Here is a 20,470-nt window from a genome sequence, read left to right on the forward strand (position 1 = left end):
CCTTTAGGACCGGGTCAAGTTGACTGCTCGCCCGGCTCAGCCGACGTGGACACGGGGGCGGCGGGCCGGGTCGGGTTCGGCCTCGCGGAGGACCTCACGGGTGACGGGGGCGACCTCGCCCTGACCGAAGAGGAAGAAGCGGAGGAAGTTGGCGAAGGGGTTGCCCTCGGTCCACTCGAAGTAGATGTGCGGGGTGCAGCCGGTGGTGTCGCGGACGTGCAGGAGCAGGGCGGCGAGGGCGTTGGGGATGGAGGAGCTCTCCAGGGTCAGGACGCGGTAGCGGCCGTGCAGGACTTCGCCGCGTACGTTCAGGCCCGCCTCGAACTCCGAGGGGTCGAGGACGGTGACCTCGACGAAGACGAAGTCCTCAGGGGTCGGGACGTCGTTGTCGTGACGGATCTGCTCGATCTTGTCGCGGTATTCGGCCTTGTCGCGGTTGTCCGGCTCATTGGCGATGAACCGGATTCTGCGGCTGGCGACGTCGCGCACGAAGCGTTCCGCCATGGCGTCCATGGTCACGCTGGTGACCCGCAGTTCGAAGGCGCGGGCGAGTCGTGAAAGCAGTGAGACGAGGATGATCCCGGCGATGAAGCAGGCACCGATCTTCACGCCGTCGGGGCGCTCGATGACGTTCACGACGGTGGTGTAGAGGAAGATCACCGAGATGGCGGCGAAGGCGATGGTCCAGTTGCGCTGGCCGGCCTTGCGCGCGGCGATGGTGACGGCGATGGCGGCGGAGCTGATCAGCACGAGGACGCCGGTGGCGTAGGCGCCTCCCTGGGCGTCGACGTCGGCGTCGAAGATCCATGTGACCAGGAATGCCACCAGGGTGAAGACGATCACCATCGGGCGCACGGCGCGCGCCCAGTGCGGGGCCATGCCGTACCGAGGTAGGTAGCGGGGCATCAGGTTGAGCAGGCCGGCCATGGCGGAGGCGCCGGCGAACCACAGGATGGCGATGGTGGAGACGTCGTAGACCGTGCCGAAGATGTTTCCGAGGTATTCGTGCGCCAGGTACGCGAGTGCGCGGCCGTTGGCCTGACCGCCCGACTCGAACTCCTTCTCCGGGATGAGCACGGTGGTGATGAAGCTGGTGGCGATCAGGAACACGCTCATGATCACCGCAGCGGTGGTCAGCAGCTTCTTCGTGCCCCGGATACGCCCGGTGGGTTTCTCCTCGGTGTCGGCGGGGTCGCCTTGGACGTGCGGCATGACCGCGACGCCGGTCTCGAAGCCGGACAGGCCAAGGGCCAGCTTCGGGAAGACCAGCAGCGCGACGCCGACCATGGCGATGACATTGCCGTGCTCGGTGGTCAGGGCGCTGGTCCAGTCGGTGACCACGTGCGCGGCGGTGGCGACGTGCCACACGCCCACCACCACGACCACGACGTTCAGGGTCAGGTAGATCCCGACCAGGACGACGGCGACGCCGATGGCCTCCAGGAAGCCCTTGAGGAACACCGCCCCGAGCAGCGCGACCAGCAGCAGCGTGATCAGCATCTGCTTGTCGTGCAGCACATCGGTCAGGTGCGGGTTCTCCACCAGGTGGGTGGAGGCGTCCGCCGCCGACAACGTGATGGTGATCAGGAAGTCGGTGGCGGCGAAGCCGAGCAGAGTCAGGACGAACAGCTTGCCCTTCCAGAACGACAGCAGCCGTTCCAGCATTGCGATCGATCCCTCGCCGTGCGGGCTCTCCTCGGCCACCCGCCGGTAGACCGGCAGTGCACCCGCCAGAGTGACGATCACGAGCACGATGGTGGCCACCGGGGACAGGAGCCCGGCCGCAAGGGCGGCGATGCCCGGCTGATAGCCCAGCGTGGAGAAGTAGTCGACGCCGGTCAGGCACATCACACGCCACCACCGCTGCCCCTTGTGTGCGGGCTCCGGCTCGGCCTGCGGCCTCTGCTGGTGCCTGGCCATGTCGGACAGGCCCTCCAACATCCACGCCCGCAATCGACTCGTGCGGGCGTGTTCGGTGGTGGCCATCTGCGGGCTCTCCTGACGTGCTGCGCGGCGTGCGGATCCGGCCATCACGCGGACGGGTGGGCCGGCGTATGCAAACAGTGATCCACAGGCCCAGCGGTGGCGCACGTTGAGAGGAACGTCCCTGTCGGTCCCGGCTGCTCACTGTCGTCGGCGACGGCGGCCGGGCGATATCAGGAGCGAATACTCAACGACATCCCGCACGACGTCTCGCGGTCGCCCTGCACGAAGGTGACGCGGACGATCCGAAGTCATTGCGTCAGGAGTTTCTAGGCGTCCGCGAGGCGCGCCTCCTCCAGGTCCAGTGAGTGTTGCAGTCGCCGGCGGGTCGTGTCGCCTATGCGGTGCTCGTCGTACAGGCGCTGGAGCTCGGCCGCCTCCACGGTGATCAGGTCGCGGCGCAGCTGGCGGTAGGTGAGGTCGGCGGATTCTGTCGGGCTCCCGTCGCCGTTGTCCTGCGCGAGCCGGTCGCGGGCGTGGTCGAGTCGAGCCGTCAGGCCGCGGCGGAGACGGTCGAGGACGACCTCCGGGACGGCTTCCAGGTCCGAGATCTCCTCCAGGCGGCTCAGCCCCGCGGTCGCCAGGCTGCAGCGGGCCTCGGCCTCCTCCCGTTCCGTGTGGTCGGGCTCCAGGGCGATGCCGGACCGACGGACGACCGAGGCGAGGGTGAAACCCTGAACGACCAGGGTGGCGACCACGACCGAAGTGGTGAGGACGAGGACGAGGGGGCGCTCCGGGAGCGTGGCCCCCGCCTTTGTGGTCACCGGGATGGACAGGGCAGCGGCCAGCGGTACGACACCCCGGGTGCCCGCCCAGGTCAGCACCACCGGCACGCGCCAGTTCATGCGCTGGATACCGCCCTTGCGCTGCACGACCGCCGACAGCGGCGCCAGCCACAGCATGCGCATGGCGATCAGAGTGGCGGCAACGGCGAGCGCGTACAGCGGCCACGCCCGGTCACCCTCGGAGAGGGCGCGTACTTGGGCCGGCAAGGCCAGGCCGATGAGGCTGAAGACGACACTCTCCAGCAGGAAGACCACGGTGCCGTGGACGGCGTGCAGCTGGAGCCGTATGCGGGCGTTGGTGAGCCGATCGCCCCGGCCGCCCAGGACGACACCGGCCACCACCACGGAGGTGACACCCGACGTGTGCGCCGCCTCGGCCAGAACGTAGGCCGCGTACGGGGTGACGAGGGAAATCACCGTCTCCAGCACCGGGTCCTCCGTACGCCTGCGGATCAGGGCCACGACGCCCGCAAGGGCCGCCCCGATGACCATGCCGCCGCCCGCCAGCAGCGCGAATTCCCGTGCCGCCGCATCCCAGCCGACCGCCGCCGATGCCACCGCCACGCTCACCGCGACCCGGAACAGGACCAGCGACGTCGCATCGTTGAACAGGCTCTCGGCCTGGACCAGTACCTGAACCTTGGGCGGCAGCGCCAGTCGTCTGCCCAGCGCGGTGACGGCCACCGGGTCCGTACTGGCCAGCACCGCGCCCAGCACCAACGCCATCTGCCACGACAGCGGCGCGACCAGGCAAGCCACCGCGCCGACCGCTGCCGCCGAGGCCAGCACCAGGCCGATCGACAGTACCCCGACCGGTTTCCACACCGCGCGCAGCTCGCGCCAGGACAGCTCCTCGGCGCTCGCGTACAGCAGTGGCGGCAGCACGACGAGCCCGATGATCTCGGGGCTGATCTGAATTTCGGGAGTGCCGGGCAGCAGGGCGACGGCGAGGCCGGCGACAACAAGGAGAGAGGGAGCGGGGATCCGTCGGCGGCGCGCGAAGGTCGCCACCACGGTGGCGAGTACCACGAGAGCCAGGACCGTCCCTACGCTGCGCATGCCGTTCCCTTGGTCGTGAGAAGGAGACCTTGTGGCTCCCTGCCGACCAGACTTCCCGGCGCACCACTTTCACCCTATCGGTCCAGGGCTTGTCAAAGTGGTGTCAACGTCCACGTGGCCGGCGCCAAAGATCCGTCAAGGGGCACGCCGAGCGACTCGCACAAGCGCTTCGGTAGGAGGAAGGAACTCTTCCCTCCGGGGAGTTGATCGCCAGTGAGCGGAGCACGTCGGGCGCGATGAGTGACGTACGGGCCAACATGAGTGACGCATGGGCCGGCGGGGGTGAGGTCCGGACCGGCGGCGGTGATGTACGTCCCGGACGCTTGAAGGTCTACCTCGGGGCCGCCCCGGGGGTGGGCAAGACCTACCGCATGCTCGACGAGGCGCGGCGCAGGGCGGCACGCGGCGTCGATGTCGTCGTGGGGTTCGTCGAGTGCCATGGGCGCCCCGGCACGGAGGCGATGCTCGACGGCCTGGAAGTCGTCGAGCGAGCCTCGTGTTCCTACCGCGGCGCCGAGTTCACGGAGATGGACCTCGACGCGGTCCTTGCGCGCCGCCCGCAGGTCGCGATCGTCGACGAGTTCGCCCACAGCAACGTCCCTGGTGGCGGCCGCAACCCCAAGCGCTGGCAGGACGTCGAGGAGCTGCTCGCGGCAGGGATCGATGTCATCAGCGCGCTCAACATCCAGCATCTCGAATCCCTCAACGACGTCGTTGAGAAGATCACCAGGGTGCCGCAGCACGAGACGGTGCCCGACGAGGTCGTCCGCAGAGCCCATCAGATCGAGCTGGTGGACATGCCGCCCGAAGGGCTGCGCCGCCGGATGGCGCACGGCAACATCTATGCGCCCGCGAAGGTGGACGCGGCGCTCGCCAACTACTTCCGACCCGGCAATCTGACTGCGCTGCGTCAGCTTGCCCTGCTGTGGGTGGCCGACCGCGTCGACGAGGCGCTTCAGCAGTACCGCTCCGAGCACGGCATCGGTGGGGTTTGGGAGATTCGGGAGCGGGTCGTGGTCGCGCTCACCGGCGGCCCCGAGGGCGACACTCTCATCCGGCGGGCTGCCCGCATCGCCGACCGGTCGGCCGGCGGTGACCTGCTCGCCGTCCACGTCACGCGCAGCGACGGGCTCGCCGCGGGCACCTCGCACGCTTCCCTGGTCCGGCAGCGGCGGCTGACCGAGGACCTCGGCGGCAGCTACCACTCCGTGGTCGGCGACGACGTCGCCACCGCCCTGGTGGAATTCGCGCGTGCCGAGAACGCCACCCAGCTCGTGCTCGGCACCAGCCGCGGGGGCCGCCTCGAACGCTTCGTCACCGGACGCGGCACCGGCGAGACGGTTGTCGAACTCTCCGGCGACATCGACATCCACACGGTCACGCACGAACGCGCCGGGCGCGGCACGCTGCTGCCCTCGCGCAGACGTACTCTGTCGACCGCACGCTGGATCGCGGGCCCGGTCGCCGGCCTGCTGCTGCCGGTGGCACTCACCTTCCTGTTGGATCTGGGCGCAGCCCGGGACAGACTCAACCTCACCAGCGAGGCCCTGCTCTTCCTGCTCGCCGTGGTGGGGGTGGCCTGCATAGGTGGGGTCGCGTCGGCGGTGATCGCGTCGGTGACGGCGTCCCTGCTGCTCAACTACTGGTTCATCCCGCCCATCGGGCAGTTCACGCTGAACGATCCGAATGCCTTGCTGGCTCTGGCGGTATTCGCGGTGGTGGCCGCCATAGTGGCTGCTGTCGTCGACCGTTCCCTGCGCCTGTCGCGGCGCTCGGCGCGGGCCACCGCCGAGGCGGAGACCATGTCGTCCCTCGCGGGCACCATCGTGCGCGGCGGCGCGACGATCCCGGCGCTGGTGGAACGTACCCGCGAGACCTTCGGCATGGACTCGGCGGAGCTGGTGGACGAGCCGCCCGGAGGGGACGACGTGACGGCTGTACCCGCGGGACCCGGCGCCTTCCTGGTGCTGCGCGGCCGTCCCCTCCCGTCCTCCGAACGGCGCGTCCTGGCCGCCTTCGCGGCGCACGTGGGCGCCGCTGTCGAACGGGCCCGGCTCGCCGAGGCCGCCGCCGAGGTCGAACCGGTCAAGGCCGCCGACCGGATGCGTACGGCGCTGCTGCGGGCGGTCGGCCACGACCTGCGCACCCCGCTCGCCGCCGGCTGGGCAGCCGTCTCCTCACTGCGCAGCCGTGACGTGGAGTTCTCCGACGAGGACCGGGGCGAGCTCCTCGCCACTGCCGACGAGTCGATGGCCAAGCTGAACCGACTGGTGGAGAACCTGCTCGACCTCAGCCGATTGCAGGCAGGGGCGCTCACCCTGAACCTGCGCGCCACCACGTTCGAAGAGATCCTGCCGGCGGCGCTGGCAGACACCCCTGAGGTGGAGGTGGGGGACCTGGAGGAGGTTCCGGCCGTGCTGGCCGACCCGCCCTTGCTGGAGCGGGTGGTCGCCAACCTCGCGGGGAACGCCGCCCGCCACAGTCCGGCCGGGCACAAGGTGCTGCTGACCGCCAGCACCCACGCAGGCCGCGTCGAACTGCGCGTCGTCGACCGCGGACCCGGCCTTCCGCCCACCGACCGCGACCGCCTCTTCGAACCCTTCCAGCGCCTCGGCGACACCGACAACACCACCGGGCTCGGCCTGGGCCTGGCCCTCTCCCGGGGCCTGACCGAGGCGATGGACGGCACCCTCAGCCCGGAGGACACGCCCGGCGGGGGCCTGACCATGGTGCTGTCCCTGCCCTTCGCCGAGCGGGCGGAGCACCGCATCGGTACGCAGAGCGTAGGAGGGCGGCCGTGAAGGACGGCTGAAACCCGGTACCGCATGGGCGGCCGGCCCGCGGCACGCCCCACACCGCTGACGGACGCATACGGAATGTTGACGCCGAATCCCTCGCTCACCGGAACCGGACACGTCTGCCCTGTCGTTCCTGGCTGATGGGGCATCAACTCTCCATCTTCAAACGGGACTTGGTTCGCGCTCTCAGCACATGGTGATCTGTGGAGACGACGGGCTCGCGCGCCGGCTCGCAGTCGAACTGGACGCCGTGTGCGGCGAGGCCGTTACCGTCGTACTGCCGTCACGGAGGGACGAGCACGGCGCCGAGATCGCCGCGCTGCACCGCGACCCGCACTCGCCCATCGAGCTGCTGGTAGCGACGCACTTGGACGAACAGACCCTGCAGGCCGCGGGGGTACAGCGTGCCGCGGCCCTCGCGCTGACTTACGCCGACGACCAGGTCAACATGACCGCGGCGCTGCTGGCCCGAGGCCTCAACCCGTCCATACGCCTGGTCATCCGCATGTTCAACCGCGAGCGCGGACGCCATCTGGAACGCCTCCTGGACCGCGCGGCCGCTGAGGCCAGGGCCGTGAACGACGACGATCGCCGGCCGGACATGTCGACCACGGTGCTGTCCGACGCGGACACCGCCGTGCCGGAGCTGGTGGCCGCCGCCGCGGTCGGCTACGGCCACACCCTGCAGGTCGAGGGCAAGGTATTCCGCGGCGTCGTACGAGCCGCGGGCGCGCCGCCTCGGTCGACCGATCTGGCCACACTCGCCGTGCTCTCCGGCGCCCACCAGGACGACCCGGCGAGCGACGACAGCCCCGAGACACCGGGCGAGGACGGCACCCTGCTGCTGCCGGACACCCGCACCGCCTACCACCGGCAGTTCACCCACGGTCGGCTGATGCTCGAAGAGGTCACCCACCACCACGCGCCCGAGCCGGTCGCCCGGGAGCGGCGTGGCCGCGTCGGCGGCTGGCTGAGGGCGCGGCTCGCGCATCTGCCGTGGAGGGTTTTCCTGTCCCGTGAGGTCATCGCCGTCTTCGGCGCGCTGGCCGCGATCGTCGTTGCGCTCGCGGTCGCCACGGCGTTGTTCGCGCACGAGCACCCTTGGTGGAAGAACGTGTACCTGCCCATGTTGGACATCTTCACCATGGGTGACCCGGCCACCGACGAGACAGTGGCCCGCCGGGTGCTGCAACTGATCGCGGGATTCGTCGGACTCGCCGTGCTCCCGCTCGTCGTGGCCGCGACCATGAACGCCACCGAGGCGTTCCGCACGGCCTCCGTCGGTCTCCCGCCCGCCGACGACCTCACCGACCATATCGTCGTGGTCGGTCTCGGAAAGATCGGCACCCGTGTGCTTGCTCAGCTGCGCACCACCGACCACAAGGTCGTGGCCGTCGAACGGGACCCGCACGCGCGCGGCGTCGCCTTCGCCCGCGAACTCGACGTCCTGCTGGTGCTGGAGGACGCCGGAGCGCCGGGTGTCCTCGACCGGGCGCGCATCCGGCACAGCAAGTCGCTGCTGGTCCTCACCCGCGATGACAGCGAGAACCTCGACATCGTGATGGCCGCACGCGAGACCACCCCGAGTGTGCGAGTGGTGATGCGGCTGTACGACGACGACTTCGCGGCCACCGTCCAGCGCACCCTGCGCGCGTCCTACCCGCAGGCCCCCACTCGCAGCCGCAGTGTCTCGGCGCTCGCCGCACCGTCCTTCGCCGCCGCGATGATGGGCCGTCATGTGCTGGGGGTGATGCCGGTCGAGCGCGGCTCGCTGCTGTTCACCGTGGTGGACGTGGCTGGGCATCCCGAGCTCGAAGGACGCTCGATCCACGAGGCGTTCCGGGAGCACGAGTGGCGGGTCCTGGCCGTCGGCTCGGCCGTGGACCGGTCCACGCCGCCCTCGACGGATACCCTCGCCGGCATCCGGTTCCGCCGACCCGGCTTCGACTGGCGCCCGTCGCACGGGCGGGTTCTGCGTGCGGGCGACCGCGTCGTGCTGGCCACGACGCGGCGTGGCCTGGACATCCTCCTGACTGGGGTGCAGCCGCATCCGGCGGACAGGCGGGGATGAGGTCTGCCGCTTTCGCCGACACCGGTGTTGCGGCCACCGGGGTAGGTAGGGCCTCGTGTGACGGGCGCGGCGCGCTCAGTCCAGGTCAGACACCTTGAACACGTTCAAGGCCGTCTCGCGGTCGATCCGCTTCGAGATCCGGCGCAACGCGGTTGCCCCGCAGGTCAGGGAACCGCAGGCATCGGACTTCTGGGCGTCCTCGTCGAGGCGATGCCACAGATCAGGGTTGTTCACGAGAACCTCGGGGTTGATCTCGACGCGTCCGCCGAAAGCGTCCCGCAGGCGGAGCCGTTGGGAGACGCCGTCAAGGCAGCGCACCGACACCAACACGTCGGTGCGTACCCGCTTCTCCCGCAGGAGGCCGCGGGAAGCGATCCAGCCCTCGCCCGCAGTGACCCGGGCGGGGTACAGGACCACGAACAGCAGGACAGCGAGTCCCGCCCACAGCGTGCCCCGCACGATCGTGAGGCTGTCGGCCCCCCGGTCGACCAGCAGCAGAAGGCCGAGGAGCACGGCCGAGCAACGGATCGAGCTGCGCAGATCCCCCGCCCAGCGGCGGTCGTACGTCACTTCCGCGGGGGGCTCCTTGTGGCTGTGGACCGCGTCGTGTCGCGCGGCGTTGCGGCGTCCCATAGCGCCGACGGTAGAGCCCCCGGGGAGCCAGGACCCCGTACCTTGACGTGGCTCTGATGGACATCCTGCTCCTCCTTGACGCCCGGTCGTGGTGGGCCGGGACCAAGGACCGCATCTTCGAGCCCTTCCGGTGGGCGCCACCGCCTGACCGGCCCTGGGCTCCGCCGTACCGCCGCGTGGCCCCGGCCGCGCATTCGGCATGGGGATTCCCAGAAAAGGCGTGGAGCCTTGGCGCGTCCTTGACGCGCCTCGCCGTGGTGGCCCGGTCACACTGGCCCCGAACAGCACCCATCCCCCCGCACTCTGCACCGCGAGGTCCCTCATGGCGTACGGCCTGGCCCGCCGCGAACTGCGGCCGAGAGTTCCGTTGCGGCCCGGGGAAGGTGAACGGCACCACCTGACCAGCCTCGAGGGGCTCGCCGCGCTGTCCCTGGACGCGTTGAGCTCGGTCGCGTACGGACCCGAGGCGATCGTGCTCGTCCTGATCGCGGCCGGGACCGGGGCGCTGACCGCCACGCTGCCGGTGACATTGGTCATTGCCGCGCTGCTGGCGGTACTCGTCGTGTCCTACGGACAGGTGATCGCCGTTCACCCGGACGGGGGCGGTGCCTACGCGGTGGCGAAGAAGGATCTCGGCCCCAGGACGAGTTACCTCGCGGCGGCCAGTCTCGTCGTCGACTACGTGCTGACCGTGACCGTCAGCCTGGCGGCCGGCGCGGCCAGTCTCGCCTCCGCCTTCCCTTCCCTCGGCTCGCATCTGCTGGAAATCTGTCTTGTCGGGCTTGCTCTTCTCACGGCCGTGAATCTGCGCGGCGTGGCCGAAAGTGCACGGGTGCTGATGTTGCCCACGGGGCTGTTCATCGTGAGCATCCTCGGCATCATCGCGCTCGGGCTGCTGCGCTCCCACCCCGCGGCCGTCGTCGGGACCGCCCAACCTGTGCATGGCACTGAGGCGTTGGGCGTGCTGCTGCTCCTGAAGGCGTTCTCCTCCGGCTGCTCCGCGCTGACCGGGGTGGAGGCCATCGCCAACGGTGTGCCCGCCTTCCGTGAGCCGCGCGTCAAGCGGGCGCAGCGCACCGAGCTGATGCTTGGCGCGCTGCTCGGGCTGATGCTGATCGGGCTGGCCGTCCTGATCCGCCGCGACCATGTGGCCCCGCGCGGCGGCGTGACAGTGCTCGCGCAGCTCACCGCGGGCTCGTACGGGACGGGCTGGCCGTACTACACGACCAACCTCATCGTCACCCTCGCGCTGGCCTTCGCCGCCAACACCAGCTTCGGCGGCCTGCCCGTCCTGATGAGCCTGCTCGCCAGGGACCACCGGCTGCCTCATCTCTTTGGTCTGCGCAGAGAGCGCCCCGTCTACCGCTGGGGAGTGGTGGCCCTCGCTCTGCTCGCGGCGCTGCTACTGATCGCAGTGAACGCGGACACGCACCGGATGATCCCGTTGTTCGCGATCGGGGTGTTCATCGGCTTCACCATCAGCCAGGTCGGGCTCGTACGGCATTGGGCGCGGGAGAGGCCGTCCGGCTGGGTGCGGCGCGCGGTGCTCAACGGGGTCGGCGCGATCCTGACCACCGTGGCGGGCATCGTCCTGCTGGCCACCAAGTTCCTGGAGGGGGCCTGGGTGGTGGTTGCCGCCGTTCCCCTGCTGATGCTGCTGTTCGCCCGTATCCAGCGGTACTACACGGAGGTCGGCAGGGAACTGGGGCTGGGTGAGGTCCCGCCGCCCGTGCGCGTTACCGACTCCCTCGTCATCGTGCCGGTCGGCGAGGTCAGCAAGCTCACCCAGCACGCGCTGACGGCCGCCCGTGCCCTCGGCCACGAAGTCGTCGCGGTCGCGGTGCACGGTGATCCCGTTAAGGCTCGTGCCCTGGAGGAGAGTTGGGCCCGCTGGGGTCCCGGTGTACGTCTGGATGTCATCGACAGTCCGCAGCGCTCGCTGGTGCAGCCCATCGTCGACTACGTCCAGCGGGCGGCGGAGGGAGGACGGCAGATCGCCGTCCTCATCCCCGAGGTGGAGCCCCTCCACCGCCGCTACCAGATCCTGCAGAATCAGCGGGGCCTGCTGCTGGCGGCAGCGCTGAGGGCCCGCACCGACGTCGTCGTGTGTGTCGTGCCGTACCGGCTGAGTCTGTGAGGGATCGCAGGATCAGCCGGTACTCGGCCCGCTACAGCAGTCCGTCGGCGATGGTGCCGAGGGACAGCGCCGGAAGGAAGTTGAGCAGCGCCAGGATGACGGCCGCCGCTGTGGCAAGGACGACGAAGTTGACGCCCTGCGCGCGCAGCGTGCCGACTGTGACGACGCCCGGTTGCTGCTTGGCGAGGCGTCCGGCCAGGGCCAGGACGCAGGCCATCGGGAGGTAGCGGCCGGCCAGCATCGCGAACACCATCAGCAGGTTGTGGAAGTCGGTTGCGCCGTTGAAGCCCGCCATCGCGCTGCCGTTGCTGTTGGTGTTGCTGGTGTAGGCGTAGATGAGCTCGGTCAGGCCGTGCGCTCCCGGGTTGCCCATCGAGGTCCGGCCGTCATCGAAGGCGAGTGCGATACCCGTGCAGGCGAGGATGACCGTGGGCGGGATCAGCGCGTACACGACCACCCACCGCATCTCCCCGAAACCGATCCTTTTGCGCAGGTATTCGGGCGTGCGGCCGACCATCAGGCCGCCGATGAAGACGGCCACCAGGACCACCATGATCAGACCGTAGAGCCCGCTGCCGGTGCCGCCGGGCGCGATCTCGCCGAGCATCATCGCGGACAGCAGCACCCCGCCGCCGAGGCTGGAGAAGCTGTCGTACGAGGAGTTGGCCGCGCCGTCCGCCGAGCCCGTGGCCCCCACGCCGAACAGTGTCGAGCCGGGGATGCCGAAGCGGGTCTCGGTGCCTTCGTACTGTCCGGCGACCGCCTGGGTGACCGTGCCGGTGTGGACGCTCTGCGCGAGCGTGCCCGCGGCGAGGAGCAGGCCGAAGAGGATGCCGACGACGGTGAGCAGGGTCCAGCTCTGCTTCAGGCTGCCGATCATCCGGCCGAACATGCGGATGCAGGCCGTCGGGATGAGCAGCATCAGCACGATCTCGAAGGCGTTGGTCCAGGCGCTCGGGTTCTCGAAGGGGTGGGCGCTGTTGGCGTTGAAGACACCGCCGCCGTCGCCGGTGAACAGCTTGATCGGTTCCCAGGAGCCGACAGGCCCCTCGAGGATCGTCTGCTTGCCACCCGCGACCGTGGTGACGGTGTGTCCGGCGCCGAGGCTCTGGATGACACCGCCGGCCATCAGGATCAGGCCGCCGACGACCGCGATCGGCACCAGGACGCGGAAGATCGTGCGCAGCAGGTCGACCCAGAAGTTGCCGAGGTCGTCCGTGGACCGCCGGATCAGGCCCCGGACCAGGGCGAGGGCCACACAGATGCCGACCGCCGCCGACGCGAACGCCTGGACACCCAGGCCCGCCATGACGGCGAGATGCCCGGTGGTCGACTCGCCCGCGTAGTTCTGCCAGCTGGTGTTCGTCGTGAAGGAGACGGCGGTGTGCAGCGCGAGTCGCCACGGCATGCCCTCGTGCCCCGTCGACCAGGGAAGCTTTCCCTGAAGGGTGAACAGGGCGAAGAGCGCCGCGATACTCATGACGGAGAAGGCGACCAGGGCAGTGAGGTAGTGCCGCCAGGTCTGCTCCTTGTCCGGGTCGATTCCGCAGACGCGGTAGAGGGTTTTCTCTCCCCGCCAGTGCTTCCCGCCGTCGAGGACGCGGGCCATGTAGTCGCCGAGCGGGACGTGCAGCCCCACGACCACGGCGAGGACGAGCGATGCCTGGATCCAGGCCGCCATGATCAGGCTCCCTGCTTCGGATACGTACGGTCGAGGGCGATGTTGAGCTCGACGACATTGACGCCGTGCTCGCCGAGCACGCCGAGCGCGCGGCCGGTGGTGTATTTCTCGATCAGCTTGCGTACGTCGGCCGCGCTCGCTCCGCGCTCACGAGCGATCCGCGGTGCCTGGAGCTTCGCGTACGCCGGGCTGATGTGCGGGTCGAGGCCGCTGCCGCTCGCGGTGACCGCGTCGGCGGGGACGACAGGGTCCGCCGGGGCGTTGCCGCGCACGGGGACGATCACAGCGTGGCTGTAGTCCGCGCCGGCCTTCGCGCATGTGACGCGAACTCCCTTGTAGGAGGTGACGAACGGCTTGGCCGGGCAGGCCTGGTTGAGACTGACGGCCTGGGTGGCACGTCCGCTCGTACCGCCGTCGTAGAAGACGCCGAGGACCGCGCCCACGCCGTCGTCCGTGCAGTACGGGCGTGAGCCGTCGACACCTTCGAGGTCGCCGACCGCCTTGCCGCGCCCGCACACCAGGGTGAGCAGGCTCGGCTTGTCCTTGGTGTCGAGGACGGACTCGGGGCCCTGGTTGCCGGCGCCGGACGCCGTGGCGTCGTATCCCGTGCCGGCGTTGGAGGGCCGGGACTGGAAGTACTTCTTGATGGGGTTGCCCTTGGCGTCGGTGAACGTCTGGCCGATCAGCGAGGATCCGGCCGGTTTGCCGTCGGCGCCGGTCACCTCCGACGTGCCGTCGAGGCCCGGGACCTGGGCTGCCGCCACCATGGCGAGCGGATAGGCCAGGCCGGTCAGGAGAGTCAGCACGAGGACCACCCGCAACGCTGCGATGTGCTGGGCGAGCCAGTGTGGGATGCGTGTCATGGTCAGATCCCCGGGATGAACTGGACGAGGGCGAAGTCGATGAACTTGATGGCCAGGAACGGGGCGATCACGCCGCCGAGTCCGTAGATCCACAGGTTGCGGGTGAGCAGGGTGGAGGCGGAGGAAGGCCGGTAGCGCACACCGCGCAGGGCGAGCGGGATCAGCGCCACGATGACCACCGCGTTGAAGATGACCGCGGAGAGGATCGCGGACAGCGGCGAGTGCAGGTCCATGATGTTGAGCCGGTCGAGCCCCGGGTACACCGCCGCAAACATCGCGGGCAGGATCGCGAAGTACTTGGCGATGTCGTTGGCGATCGAAAAGGTCGTCAACGCGCCCCGGGTGATGAGGAGTTGTTTGCCGATCTCGACGATCTCGATGATCTTCGTGGGGTCGGAGTCGAGGTCGACCATGTTGCCGGCCTCCTTGGCGGCCGACGTACCGGTGTTCATCGCCACGCCGACGTCCGCTTGCGCGAGTGCCGGGGCATCGTTCGTACCGTCGCCCGTCATGGCGATGAGATGGCCGCCGGCCTGTTCGCGCTTGATCAGCTCCAGCTTGTCCTCAGGGGTCGCCTCGGCCAGGAAGTCGTCGACACCCGCCTCCTCGGCGATCGCCCGGGCTGTCACGGGGTTGTCTCCGGTGATCATTACCGTGCGGATGCCCATGCGGCGCAGCTCGTCGAAGCGTTCGCGCAGGCCCGGTTTGACGACGTCCTTGAGGTGGACGACGCCGAGTACCTCGGCCGTGCCGTCACTCCTCGACTCCGCCACGGCCAGCGGAGTACCACCGGAAGCGGAGACATGATCCACGGTAGCGTCCAGCGCGACAGGCACCTTGCCGCCCTGCTCGCGCACCCATGCCGCGACCGACGCCGCGGCGCCCTTGCGTAGCCGCTGACCGCTGGGGAGGTCGACCCCGGACATGCGGGTGGCGGCGGTGAACGGCACCCACTCGGCGCCGTGCGCGGAACGGGTTTCCTCGACCACCGAGGGGTGCTCGGTGTGGGCGTACTCGACGATCGACCGGCCCTCGGGCGTCTCGTCGGCCAGGCTGGAAAGAAGCGAAGCCTTCGCGAGCCGCTCCATGGAGACCGTCCCGACCGGCAGGAACGCGCTCGCCCGCCGGTTGCCGAAGGTGATCGTGCCGGTCTTGTCGAGCAGCAGGGTGTTGACGTCGCCGGCGGCCTCAACTGCCCGTCCGGACATGGCCAGTACGTTTCTCTGCACCAGCCGGTCCATGCCCGCGATACCGATCGCCGAGAGCAGCGCACCGATGGTCGTCGGAATCAGACAGACCAGGAGCGAGACGAGCACGATGGCGGTGACGCCGTCGCCGGTCAGCGCGGCGGTGTCGTGCGCGGCGGCCATCGCGTCCTTGGAGAAGATCGCCATCGGCTGCAGGGTCACGACCGCGACCAAGAAGACGAAGGTCAGCATGACCAGCAGCAGGTTGAGTGCCAGCTCGTTGGGGGTCTTCTGCCGGTTGGCGCCCTCGACCAGGGCGATCATCCGGTCCAGGAAGCTCTCGCCGGGCTCTTGGGTGATCCGTACGACCAGGTGGTCGGAGAGCACCCGGGTGCCTCCGGTGACAGCACTGCGATCGCTTCCGGACTCGCGGATGACCGGCGCGGATTCACCGGTTATGGCGGACTCGTCGACGCTGGCGGCGCCCTTGATGACGTCGCCGTCACCGGGAATCAGATCCCCGGCCGGTACGGACACGATGTCGCCGCGCCTGAGCTCGGAGGCGGCGACGGCCTCTTCGATGTACGAGTCCTCCGCCGCCCCGGGCTCCCAGCCCGCGAGCCGCCAAGCGGTGGTCTGTTGCCGAGTCTTGCGCAGAGCGTCGGCCTGCGCCTTGCCACGGCTCTCGGCCACGGCCTCGGCGAGGTTGGCGAAGACCACCGTCAGCCACAGCCAGCCGGTGATCAGCCAGCCGAAGAGATTGGGGTGGACGACCGCTATACCGGTGGTGAGCGCGGCACCGACCTCGGTGACGAACATGACCGGATTGCGGAACAGGGTCACCGGATTCAGCTTGCGGAGCGCCTGGGGGAGCGCGAGCCACAGCTGCTTGGGATCGAGCATTCCGGCGCCGACCCGGCGTGGCCGTTCTTCGTGCGGAGGTGGCGCGTCGTGGACGGGGGCGGGTTCGACCGTTGCGGGGGCGGACATCAGAACTTCTCCGGGTTGATCAGGGCAAGGATCAGATAGGCGAGCAGTGCGACGGCCACGACCAGGCCGACGGCGTTTTCGACGGTCATCGAGACCTCGTCCTCACACATTGGGGTATGCGAATAGGGGGTACTTGGTGATCTTTCGGGCCGTTCGTGGCATGCGTCGAGCGGCGTCCGCCGAGAGGGTGTTTCGGCGGACGCCGGGAATGGGGCCGGTGCTACAGGCCGATGTCCCTGCGGCTCATGTCGTCCAGTGATTCGCGGCGTACGAGTACGCGTGCGGTGCCGTCGGACACCGCGACGACGGGCGGTCGGCCGATCATGTTGTAACCGGAGGCCATGGAGAAGTGATAGGCCCCGGCCGCCGGAACGGTGAGGAGGTCGCCGGGGCGTATGTCGCCCGGAGTGCTACGTCGTCGGCGAGCGCCGGCTTCGCAGTGCCGGCCCACGACGGTGACGAGGCGGGGCGGCGCAGACGAGGGGCGGCCGATGAGGCGGCACCGATGTGCCGGGGATGCCAGCGGCTCCAGGAGTTCTCGCGCTCACGGACCTTGGCCGCGGTGCGGTGGGCCGCCGGGGCGGAGAACTGCGGGTCGACGGTGAGGGCGGTCACACCCAGAGGGGCTGCGAGGGCGCGCAGTGCGGGTTCGGAGAGCCTGATGCAGGCCCGGTCCGTGCCGAGAGTGGCGGTGAGTTTCGCCGCCGAGGTGAATCCGACGGCCGTGCGGCCGCCCAGGGGGGTGCGGAAGAACCGGGTCGTACATCCAGAGGGCCCCGACCGGACAGGGATGTAGAGGAGTCCGGCCGGGAACCGTTCAGAAGGCTCGGGGTCCTCGGGAAGCTCGAGTGGAGACATGGTGCTGCTCCTCGCAGAAGGCGACTGGCGCCGCCCGGTCGGACCGGCCGGGCGCTCCACCGAAGCTATGCCCGCCCACCGGAGATGAGCCCCCACGCTGACGGATACTTGACGCCGAGCCCCCACCCCGTAACGCGACGCTGACGGGCACGGCGATCCTGGTCAGCCTGCCCGGCAGGGCCTTCGGGCAGAACTCACAGGGACGGCCTCCACGGCCGGCGTCCGATGTCGGCGACAAAGCCGCCAGCCGCCCTTGCGCAACAGGCTCTCAACACCCCTGCGGGGCAATACAACTACGCCGCAGCCTGCCTGCAGCCCGCGCGTGCCACGGAGGATCAGCCGCGCGCGGTGCCACATGTCCTGGTGCACCGCACCACACGGTCGATCCGCTGTGTGCCGCGGAAGGCCAATGGGTGACCGGCGTCCGCCGAGGACGCGATACACCCGAGGGTGTACTTGGGGGTTGGGGATCGGTGTCGTCGAGTGGAGCGGCCAGGAGGGGCGCACCATGGAAGGGCGCAAGGACGACATGGGGGGCGACCTGGCAGGAGTCCGCCGGTGGCACGTGGACGGTTGCGGATCTATCTCGGGGCCGCCCCTGGGGTCGGGAAGACGTACGCCATGCTCGCCGAGGGGCAGCGGCTGCGTTCACGGGGTGCGGATGCGGTCGTCGGCTTCGTCGAGCCGCATGGGCGTCGGCCGACCGCGGCCATGGCCGAGGGGCTGGAGACGATCCCCCGGCGTACGCTGAGCCACCGCGGTGCGCTCTTCACGGAGATGGATCTCGACGCAGTGCTGGCCCGCCGTCCCCAGGTCGCGCTGGTCGACGAGCTGGCCCACTCCAACGTTCCGGGGACCCGCAACGCCAAGCGGTGGCAGGACGTGGAGGAACTCCTGGCCGCCGGCATGGATGTCGTCACAACGCTCAACGTCCAGCACCTGGAATCCCTCAACGACGTGGTACGGCAGATCACGGGGGTCAGCCAGCGAGAGACCCTGCCCGACGAGGTGGCCCGCCGGGCCGACCAGATCGAACTCGTCGATCTGCCACCGGAGGTGCTCCGCCGCCGCATGGTCCACGGCGACATCTATCCACCGGACCGCATTGAGTCCGCCCTCACTCACTACTTCCGGGTCGGCAACCTCACCGCATTGCGCGAAATCTCCCTGCTGTGGCTCGCCGACCGGGTGGAAGAGGGGCTGCAGCGCTACCGGGCGGAACACGGCATCGTCGCTCCCTGGGAAACCCGGGAGCGCATCCTGGTGTCCCTGAGCGGCGGGCCTGAGGGTGAGACTCTCATCCGCCGTGCCGCGAGGATCAGCGCTCGTACACCCGGCACCGAGTTGCTGGCCCTCCACGTGGTGCCGGAGGACGGCCTCCCCGCCGTCGACCCGGCGGTACTGGATGCCCAGCGCACCCTTCTGGAGTCGCTGGGCGGCAGCTACCACCAGGCCACTGGCGACGACGTTGTCGATGCCTTGCTCCGGTTCGCCGAGACGGAGAACGTCACCCAGATCGTGCTGGGCGCGAGCCGGCGCGGCCGTCTCGCCGCCCTTCTGAGAGCAGGTGTGGGAAAGCGGACGATCAAGGGATCTGGCCCCATTGACGTGCACATCGTCACCCACGAGGAGGCAGCGGGGTCCACTGTGCTGAGGCTTCCGCATCCGAGCCGTGGCACGGGCCCAAGACGGTACTGGGCTGCCCTGGTCGGCGCCGTGGTGTTGCTGCCCGTACTGACGATCCTGCTGACCGCGCCGCGTGGCAACCTCGGCCTCTCCAGCGACCTGTTGATCTACCTGCTCGCCGTCGTCGTGGTCGCCCTGGTCGGCGGGCTCTACCCTGCGCTGTTCGCCGCTGTGGCTGCGGCACTGCTCGCTGACTACTACTTCGCCGCACCGGTGCACTCGCTGGTCATGGAGCGCCCCGACGAGATCACCGCGCTCGTGGTCTTCGTCGCCGCGGCCGCTCTCGTCGGCAGGGCAGCGGGAGCGGCTGCGCAGCGTACGCACCAGGCCGTACGCGCGACATCGGAGGCGAGGGCGTTGAGCCGCCTGGCCGCCGCTGTGATGCGTGGCCAGGATCTGACGGCACTGGTGGAGCAGATCCGGGAAAACTTCGGACTGAGTGCGATCAGCCTGCTCGAAAGGGATCCGGAAGCATCTCCCGTCCCCCGCTGGTACGTGGTCGCCAGCGCTGGGGAGCGGCCGCCGGAAAGGCCCTACGAGGCGGATGTGGAAAGCCCGGTCGACGACAATCTCACGCTGGCCGTTCGCGGCTCAGGACTGAGTGCGGAGGACCAACGCGTTCTCGCCGCATGCGCGGCTGAACTGGGGCTGGCCCATGCCCGAGGGCGGATCGCCGGGCGTTCCGGCGGCGTGGACACCTTCGCCGACGCCGAGCGAACCCGGGCGTCCCTGCTTCTCGCGGCAGGCCGCGACCTGCGTGCTCCGCTGCACACCGCTGAAGAAGCGCTCGTGCGCTTGCAGCGTCGACGTGCCGGTTTGCCTGGCTCGGAAGAGGCGCAGTTGTTGGGCGCCGCCCGCGCGGCGGTGCACCGAGCGGCGCAGTTGGTCACCGATCTCGACGATGTGAGCCGTCTGCACGCCGGGGCACTCGATCTCTACCTGCGCCCGGTCGACCTCAACGAGGTGCTTGGTGCTGCCTTGGACGACCTCGGGCCCGGCGGCCACTCGATCGTTCTGCACTTGCCGGAACAGCTGCCCGACGTGATCGCCGACGCCGCCCTCCTCACCCGGGCCCTGACTGCCCTGGGGGCCGACGCATTGCGTCACAGCCCGCCGGACAGGCCCCCCGTCTTCACCGCCGAGGTCCGGGCCGGCCACCTGAGGATTCGGGTGGAGGACGGCATGCCCGACCGGGGCCCCGAACTGAGCACTGCGGCCTCCCGGGTTCCGGGCACCCGGGCCGACAGCCTGGCTCTGCGGCTTTCGCGCGACTTGGCCGAGGCGATGGACGGGACGCTGGAGACGACCACTGAGGGGCCCGCTTTCTCGGTGATGCTCTCTCTTCCGAGTTCTGCGCCTGGCGCCGGCGCGGCATCCGGCCGCGCCGAGTGAATCCCAGCACTTCACCGTCATCCCATCGGCCCACAGAGCGTCAGGGCATTCTCGAGGTCGACTGATATAGCGTCAGAAGACAATCAACCTCGCATTTCACATCAACCCCACATTCCGACCGGGAGGGCTGAACAAGCCTGCCCCTGATGACTCTGCGGGGTGCCTCGCGCATGTCGGACGTCGCGTACATCGGCCTCACGATCGTGGTGTTTGCCCTCATCGGCCTGGCGGCCAAGGGGGTCGGACGCCTGTGAGCGTGGAGAACGTCGTCGGCCTGATCGTTGCCGCGTGCCTCGTGGTCTACCTGGTCGTCTGCCTGATCTTCCCTGAGAAGTTCTAGGAGACAG

12 protein-coding genes and 2 pseudogenes are annotated in these 20,470 nt (G+C 69.5%); 5 read left to right on the forward strand and 9 right to left on the reverse strand.

Annotated features, from left to right (window positions below; translation table 11 throughout):
* Positions 1 to 36: 36 nt before the first annotated feature.
* The gene (locus ACWCP8_RS06845; protein ID WP_451114617.1) at positions 37 to 1,986 is read right to left on the reverse strand and encodes an amino acid transporter; all 1,950 of its coding nucleotides are present in this window, start codon (positions 1,984 to 1,986) and stop codon (positions 37 to 39) included.
* Positions 1,987 to 2,252: 266 nt separating this feature from the next.
* Positions 2,253 to 3,827 (reverse strand): Na+/H+ antiporter, encoded by a 1,575-nt coding sequence (locus ACWCP8_RS06850; protein WP_451114619.1) that lies wholly within the window; start codon positions 3,825 to 3,827, stop codon positions 2,253 to 2,255.
* A gap of 257 nt (positions 3,828 to 4,084) precedes the next feature.
* Between ACWCP8_RS06850 and ACWCP8_RS06855 the strand changes: the two genes are divergently transcribed.
* Positions 4,085 to 6,628 carry an ATP-binding protein gene (locus ACWCP8_RS06855; protein ID WP_451114905.1) on the forward strand — a complete coding sequence of 848 codons (2,544 nt, stop codon included), beginning with the start codon at positions 4,085 to 4,087 and terminating at the stop codon, positions 6,626 to 6,628.
* A gap of 190 nt (positions 6,629 to 6,818) precedes the next feature.
* Positions 6,819 to 8,696 (forward strand): NAD-binding protein, encoded by a 1,878-nt coding sequence (locus ACWCP8_RS06860; RefSeq protein ID WP_451114621.1) that lies wholly within the window; start codon positions 6,819 to 6,821, stop codon positions 8,694 to 8,696.
* Positions 8,697 to 8,771: 75 nt separating this feature from the next.
* Here ACWCP8_RS06860 and ACWCP8_RS06865 read toward each other — a convergent pair whose 3' ends face one another.
* Complete coding sequence (locus ACWCP8_RS06865; protein WP_451114623.1) at positions 8,772 to 9,329, reverse strand: hypothetical protein; 558 nt, start codon at positions 9,327 to 9,329, stop codon at positions 8,772 to 8,774.
* Positions 9,330 to 9,651: 322 nt separating this feature from the next.
* Between ACWCP8_RS06865 and ACWCP8_RS06870 the strand changes: the two genes are divergently transcribed.
* A complete protein-coding gene (locus ACWCP8_RS06870; RefSeq protein ID WP_356000973.1) occupies positions 9,652 to 11,466 on the forward strand; it encodes an APC family permease in 1,815 nt (604 codons plus the stop codon).
* Positions 11,467 to 11,497: 31 nt separating this feature from the next.
* Here ACWCP8_RS06870 and kdpA read toward each other — a convergent pair whose 3' ends face one another.
* The 6 genes and pseudogenes from kdpA to ACWCP8_RS06900 all read right to left on the reverse strand — a co-directional run.
* Positions 11,498 to 13,147: a potassium-transporting ATPase subunit KdpA gene (gene kdpA / locus ACWCP8_RS06875; protein WP_356000971.1), complete on the reverse strand. Its 1,650-nt coding sequence runs from the start codon at positions 13,145 to 13,147 to the stop codon at positions 11,498 to 11,500.
* A 2-nt stretch (positions 13,148 to 13,149) separates the two neighbouring features.
* Positions 13,150 to 14,010 carry a potassium-transporting ATPase subunit C gene (locus ACWCP8_RS06880; protein ID WP_451114626.1) on the reverse strand — a complete coding sequence of 287 codons (861 nt, stop codon included), beginning with the start codon at positions 14,008 to 14,010 and terminating at the stop codon, positions 13,150 to 13,152.
* Positions 14,011 to 14,012: 2 nt separating this feature from the next.
* Positions 14,013 to 16,187 carry a potassium-transporting ATPase subunit KdpB gene (gene kdpB, locus ACWCP8_RS06885; RefSeq protein WP_451114628.1) on the reverse strand — a complete coding sequence of 725 codons (2,175 nt, stop codon included), beginning with the start codon at positions 16,185 to 16,187 and terminating at the stop codon, positions 14,013 to 14,015.
* Positions 16,187 to 16,276, reverse strand: a complete 90-nt coding sequence (kdpF, locus tag ACWCP8_RS06890; protein WP_352268685.1) for a K(+)-transporting ATPase subunit F — start codon at positions 16,274 to 16,276, stop codon at positions 16,187 to 16,189. The genes kdpB and kdpF (ACWCP8_RS06890) overlap by 1 nt, the downstream gene beginning before the upstream one ends.
* A gap of 131 nt (positions 16,277 to 16,407) precedes the next feature.
* A pseudogene (locus ACWCP8_RS06895) lies at positions 16,408 to 16,686 on the reverse strand (diaminopimelate decarboxylase); the annotation flags it as partial.
* Positions 16,687 to 16,832: 146 nt separating this feature from the next.
* A pseudogene (locus tag ACWCP8_RS06900) lies at positions 16,833 to 17,045 on the reverse strand (SAV_915 family protein); the annotation flags it as partial.
* Positions 17,046 to 17,603: 558 nt separating this feature from the next.
* Here ACWCP8_RS06900 and ACWCP8_RS06905 point away from each other — a divergent pair.
* Positions 17,604 to 20,123 (forward strand): DUF4118 domain-containing protein, encoded by a 2,520-nt coding sequence (locus tag ACWCP8_RS06905; protein ID WP_451114630.1) that lies wholly within the window; start codon positions 17,604 to 17,606, stop codon positions 20,121 to 20,123.
* Positions 20,124 to 20,373: 250 nt separating this feature from the next.
* A complete protein-coding gene (gene kdpF, locus ACWCP8_RS06910; protein WP_352263290.1) occupies positions 20,374 to 20,463 on the forward strand; it encodes a K(+)-transporting ATPase subunit F in 90 nt (29 codons plus the stop codon).
* Positions 20,464 to 20,470 lie beyond the last annotated feature (7 nt).

It is taken from the genome of Streptomyces sp. NPDC002206 (genome assembly GCF_053593595.1).

Bases quoted from the DNA above. Each gene is read 5' to 3' on its own strand.
- ACWCP8_RS06880 (WP_451114626.1), bottom strand. From the start codon at position 14,010: ATGACACGCATCCCACACTGGCTCGCCCAGCACATCGCAGCGTTGCGG.
- ACWCP8_RS06865 (WP_451114623.1), bottom strand. From the start codon at position 9,329: ATGGGACGCCGCAACGCCGCGCGACACGACGCGGTCCACAGCCACAAG.
- kdpF (WP_352268685.1), bottom strand. From the start codon at position 16,276: ATGACCGTCGAAAACGCCGTCGGCCTGGTCGTGGCCGTCGCACTGCTC.
- ACWCP8_RS06845 (WP_451114617.1), bottom strand. From the start codon at position 1,986: ATGGCCACCACCGAACACGCCCGCACGAGTCGATTGCGGGCGTGGATG.
- ACWCP8_RS06855 (WP_451114905.1), top strand. From the start codon at position 4,085: ATGAGTGACGCATGGGCCGGCGGGGGTGAGGTCCGGACCGGCGGCGGT.
- ACWCP8_RS06870 (WP_356000973.1), top strand. From the start codon at position 9,652: ATGGCGTACGGCCTGGCCCGCCGCGAACTGCGGCCGAGAGTTCCGTTG.
- kdpB (WP_451114628.1), bottom strand. From the start codon at position 16,187: ATGTCCGCCCCCGCAACGGTCGAACCCGCCCCCGTCCACGACGCGCCA.
- kdpA (WP_356000971.1), bottom strand. From the start codon at position 13,147: ATGGCGGCCTGGATCCAGGCATCGCTCGTCCTCGCCGTGGTCGTGGGG.
- ACWCP8_RS06850 (WP_451114619.1), bottom strand. From the start codon at position 3,827: ATGCGCAGCGTAGGGACGGTCCTGGCTCTCGTGGTACTCGCCACCGTG.
- ACWCP8_RS06860 (WP_451114621.1), top strand. From the start codon at position 6,819: ATGGTGATCTGTGGAGACGACGGGCTCGCGCGCCGGCTCGCAGTCGAA.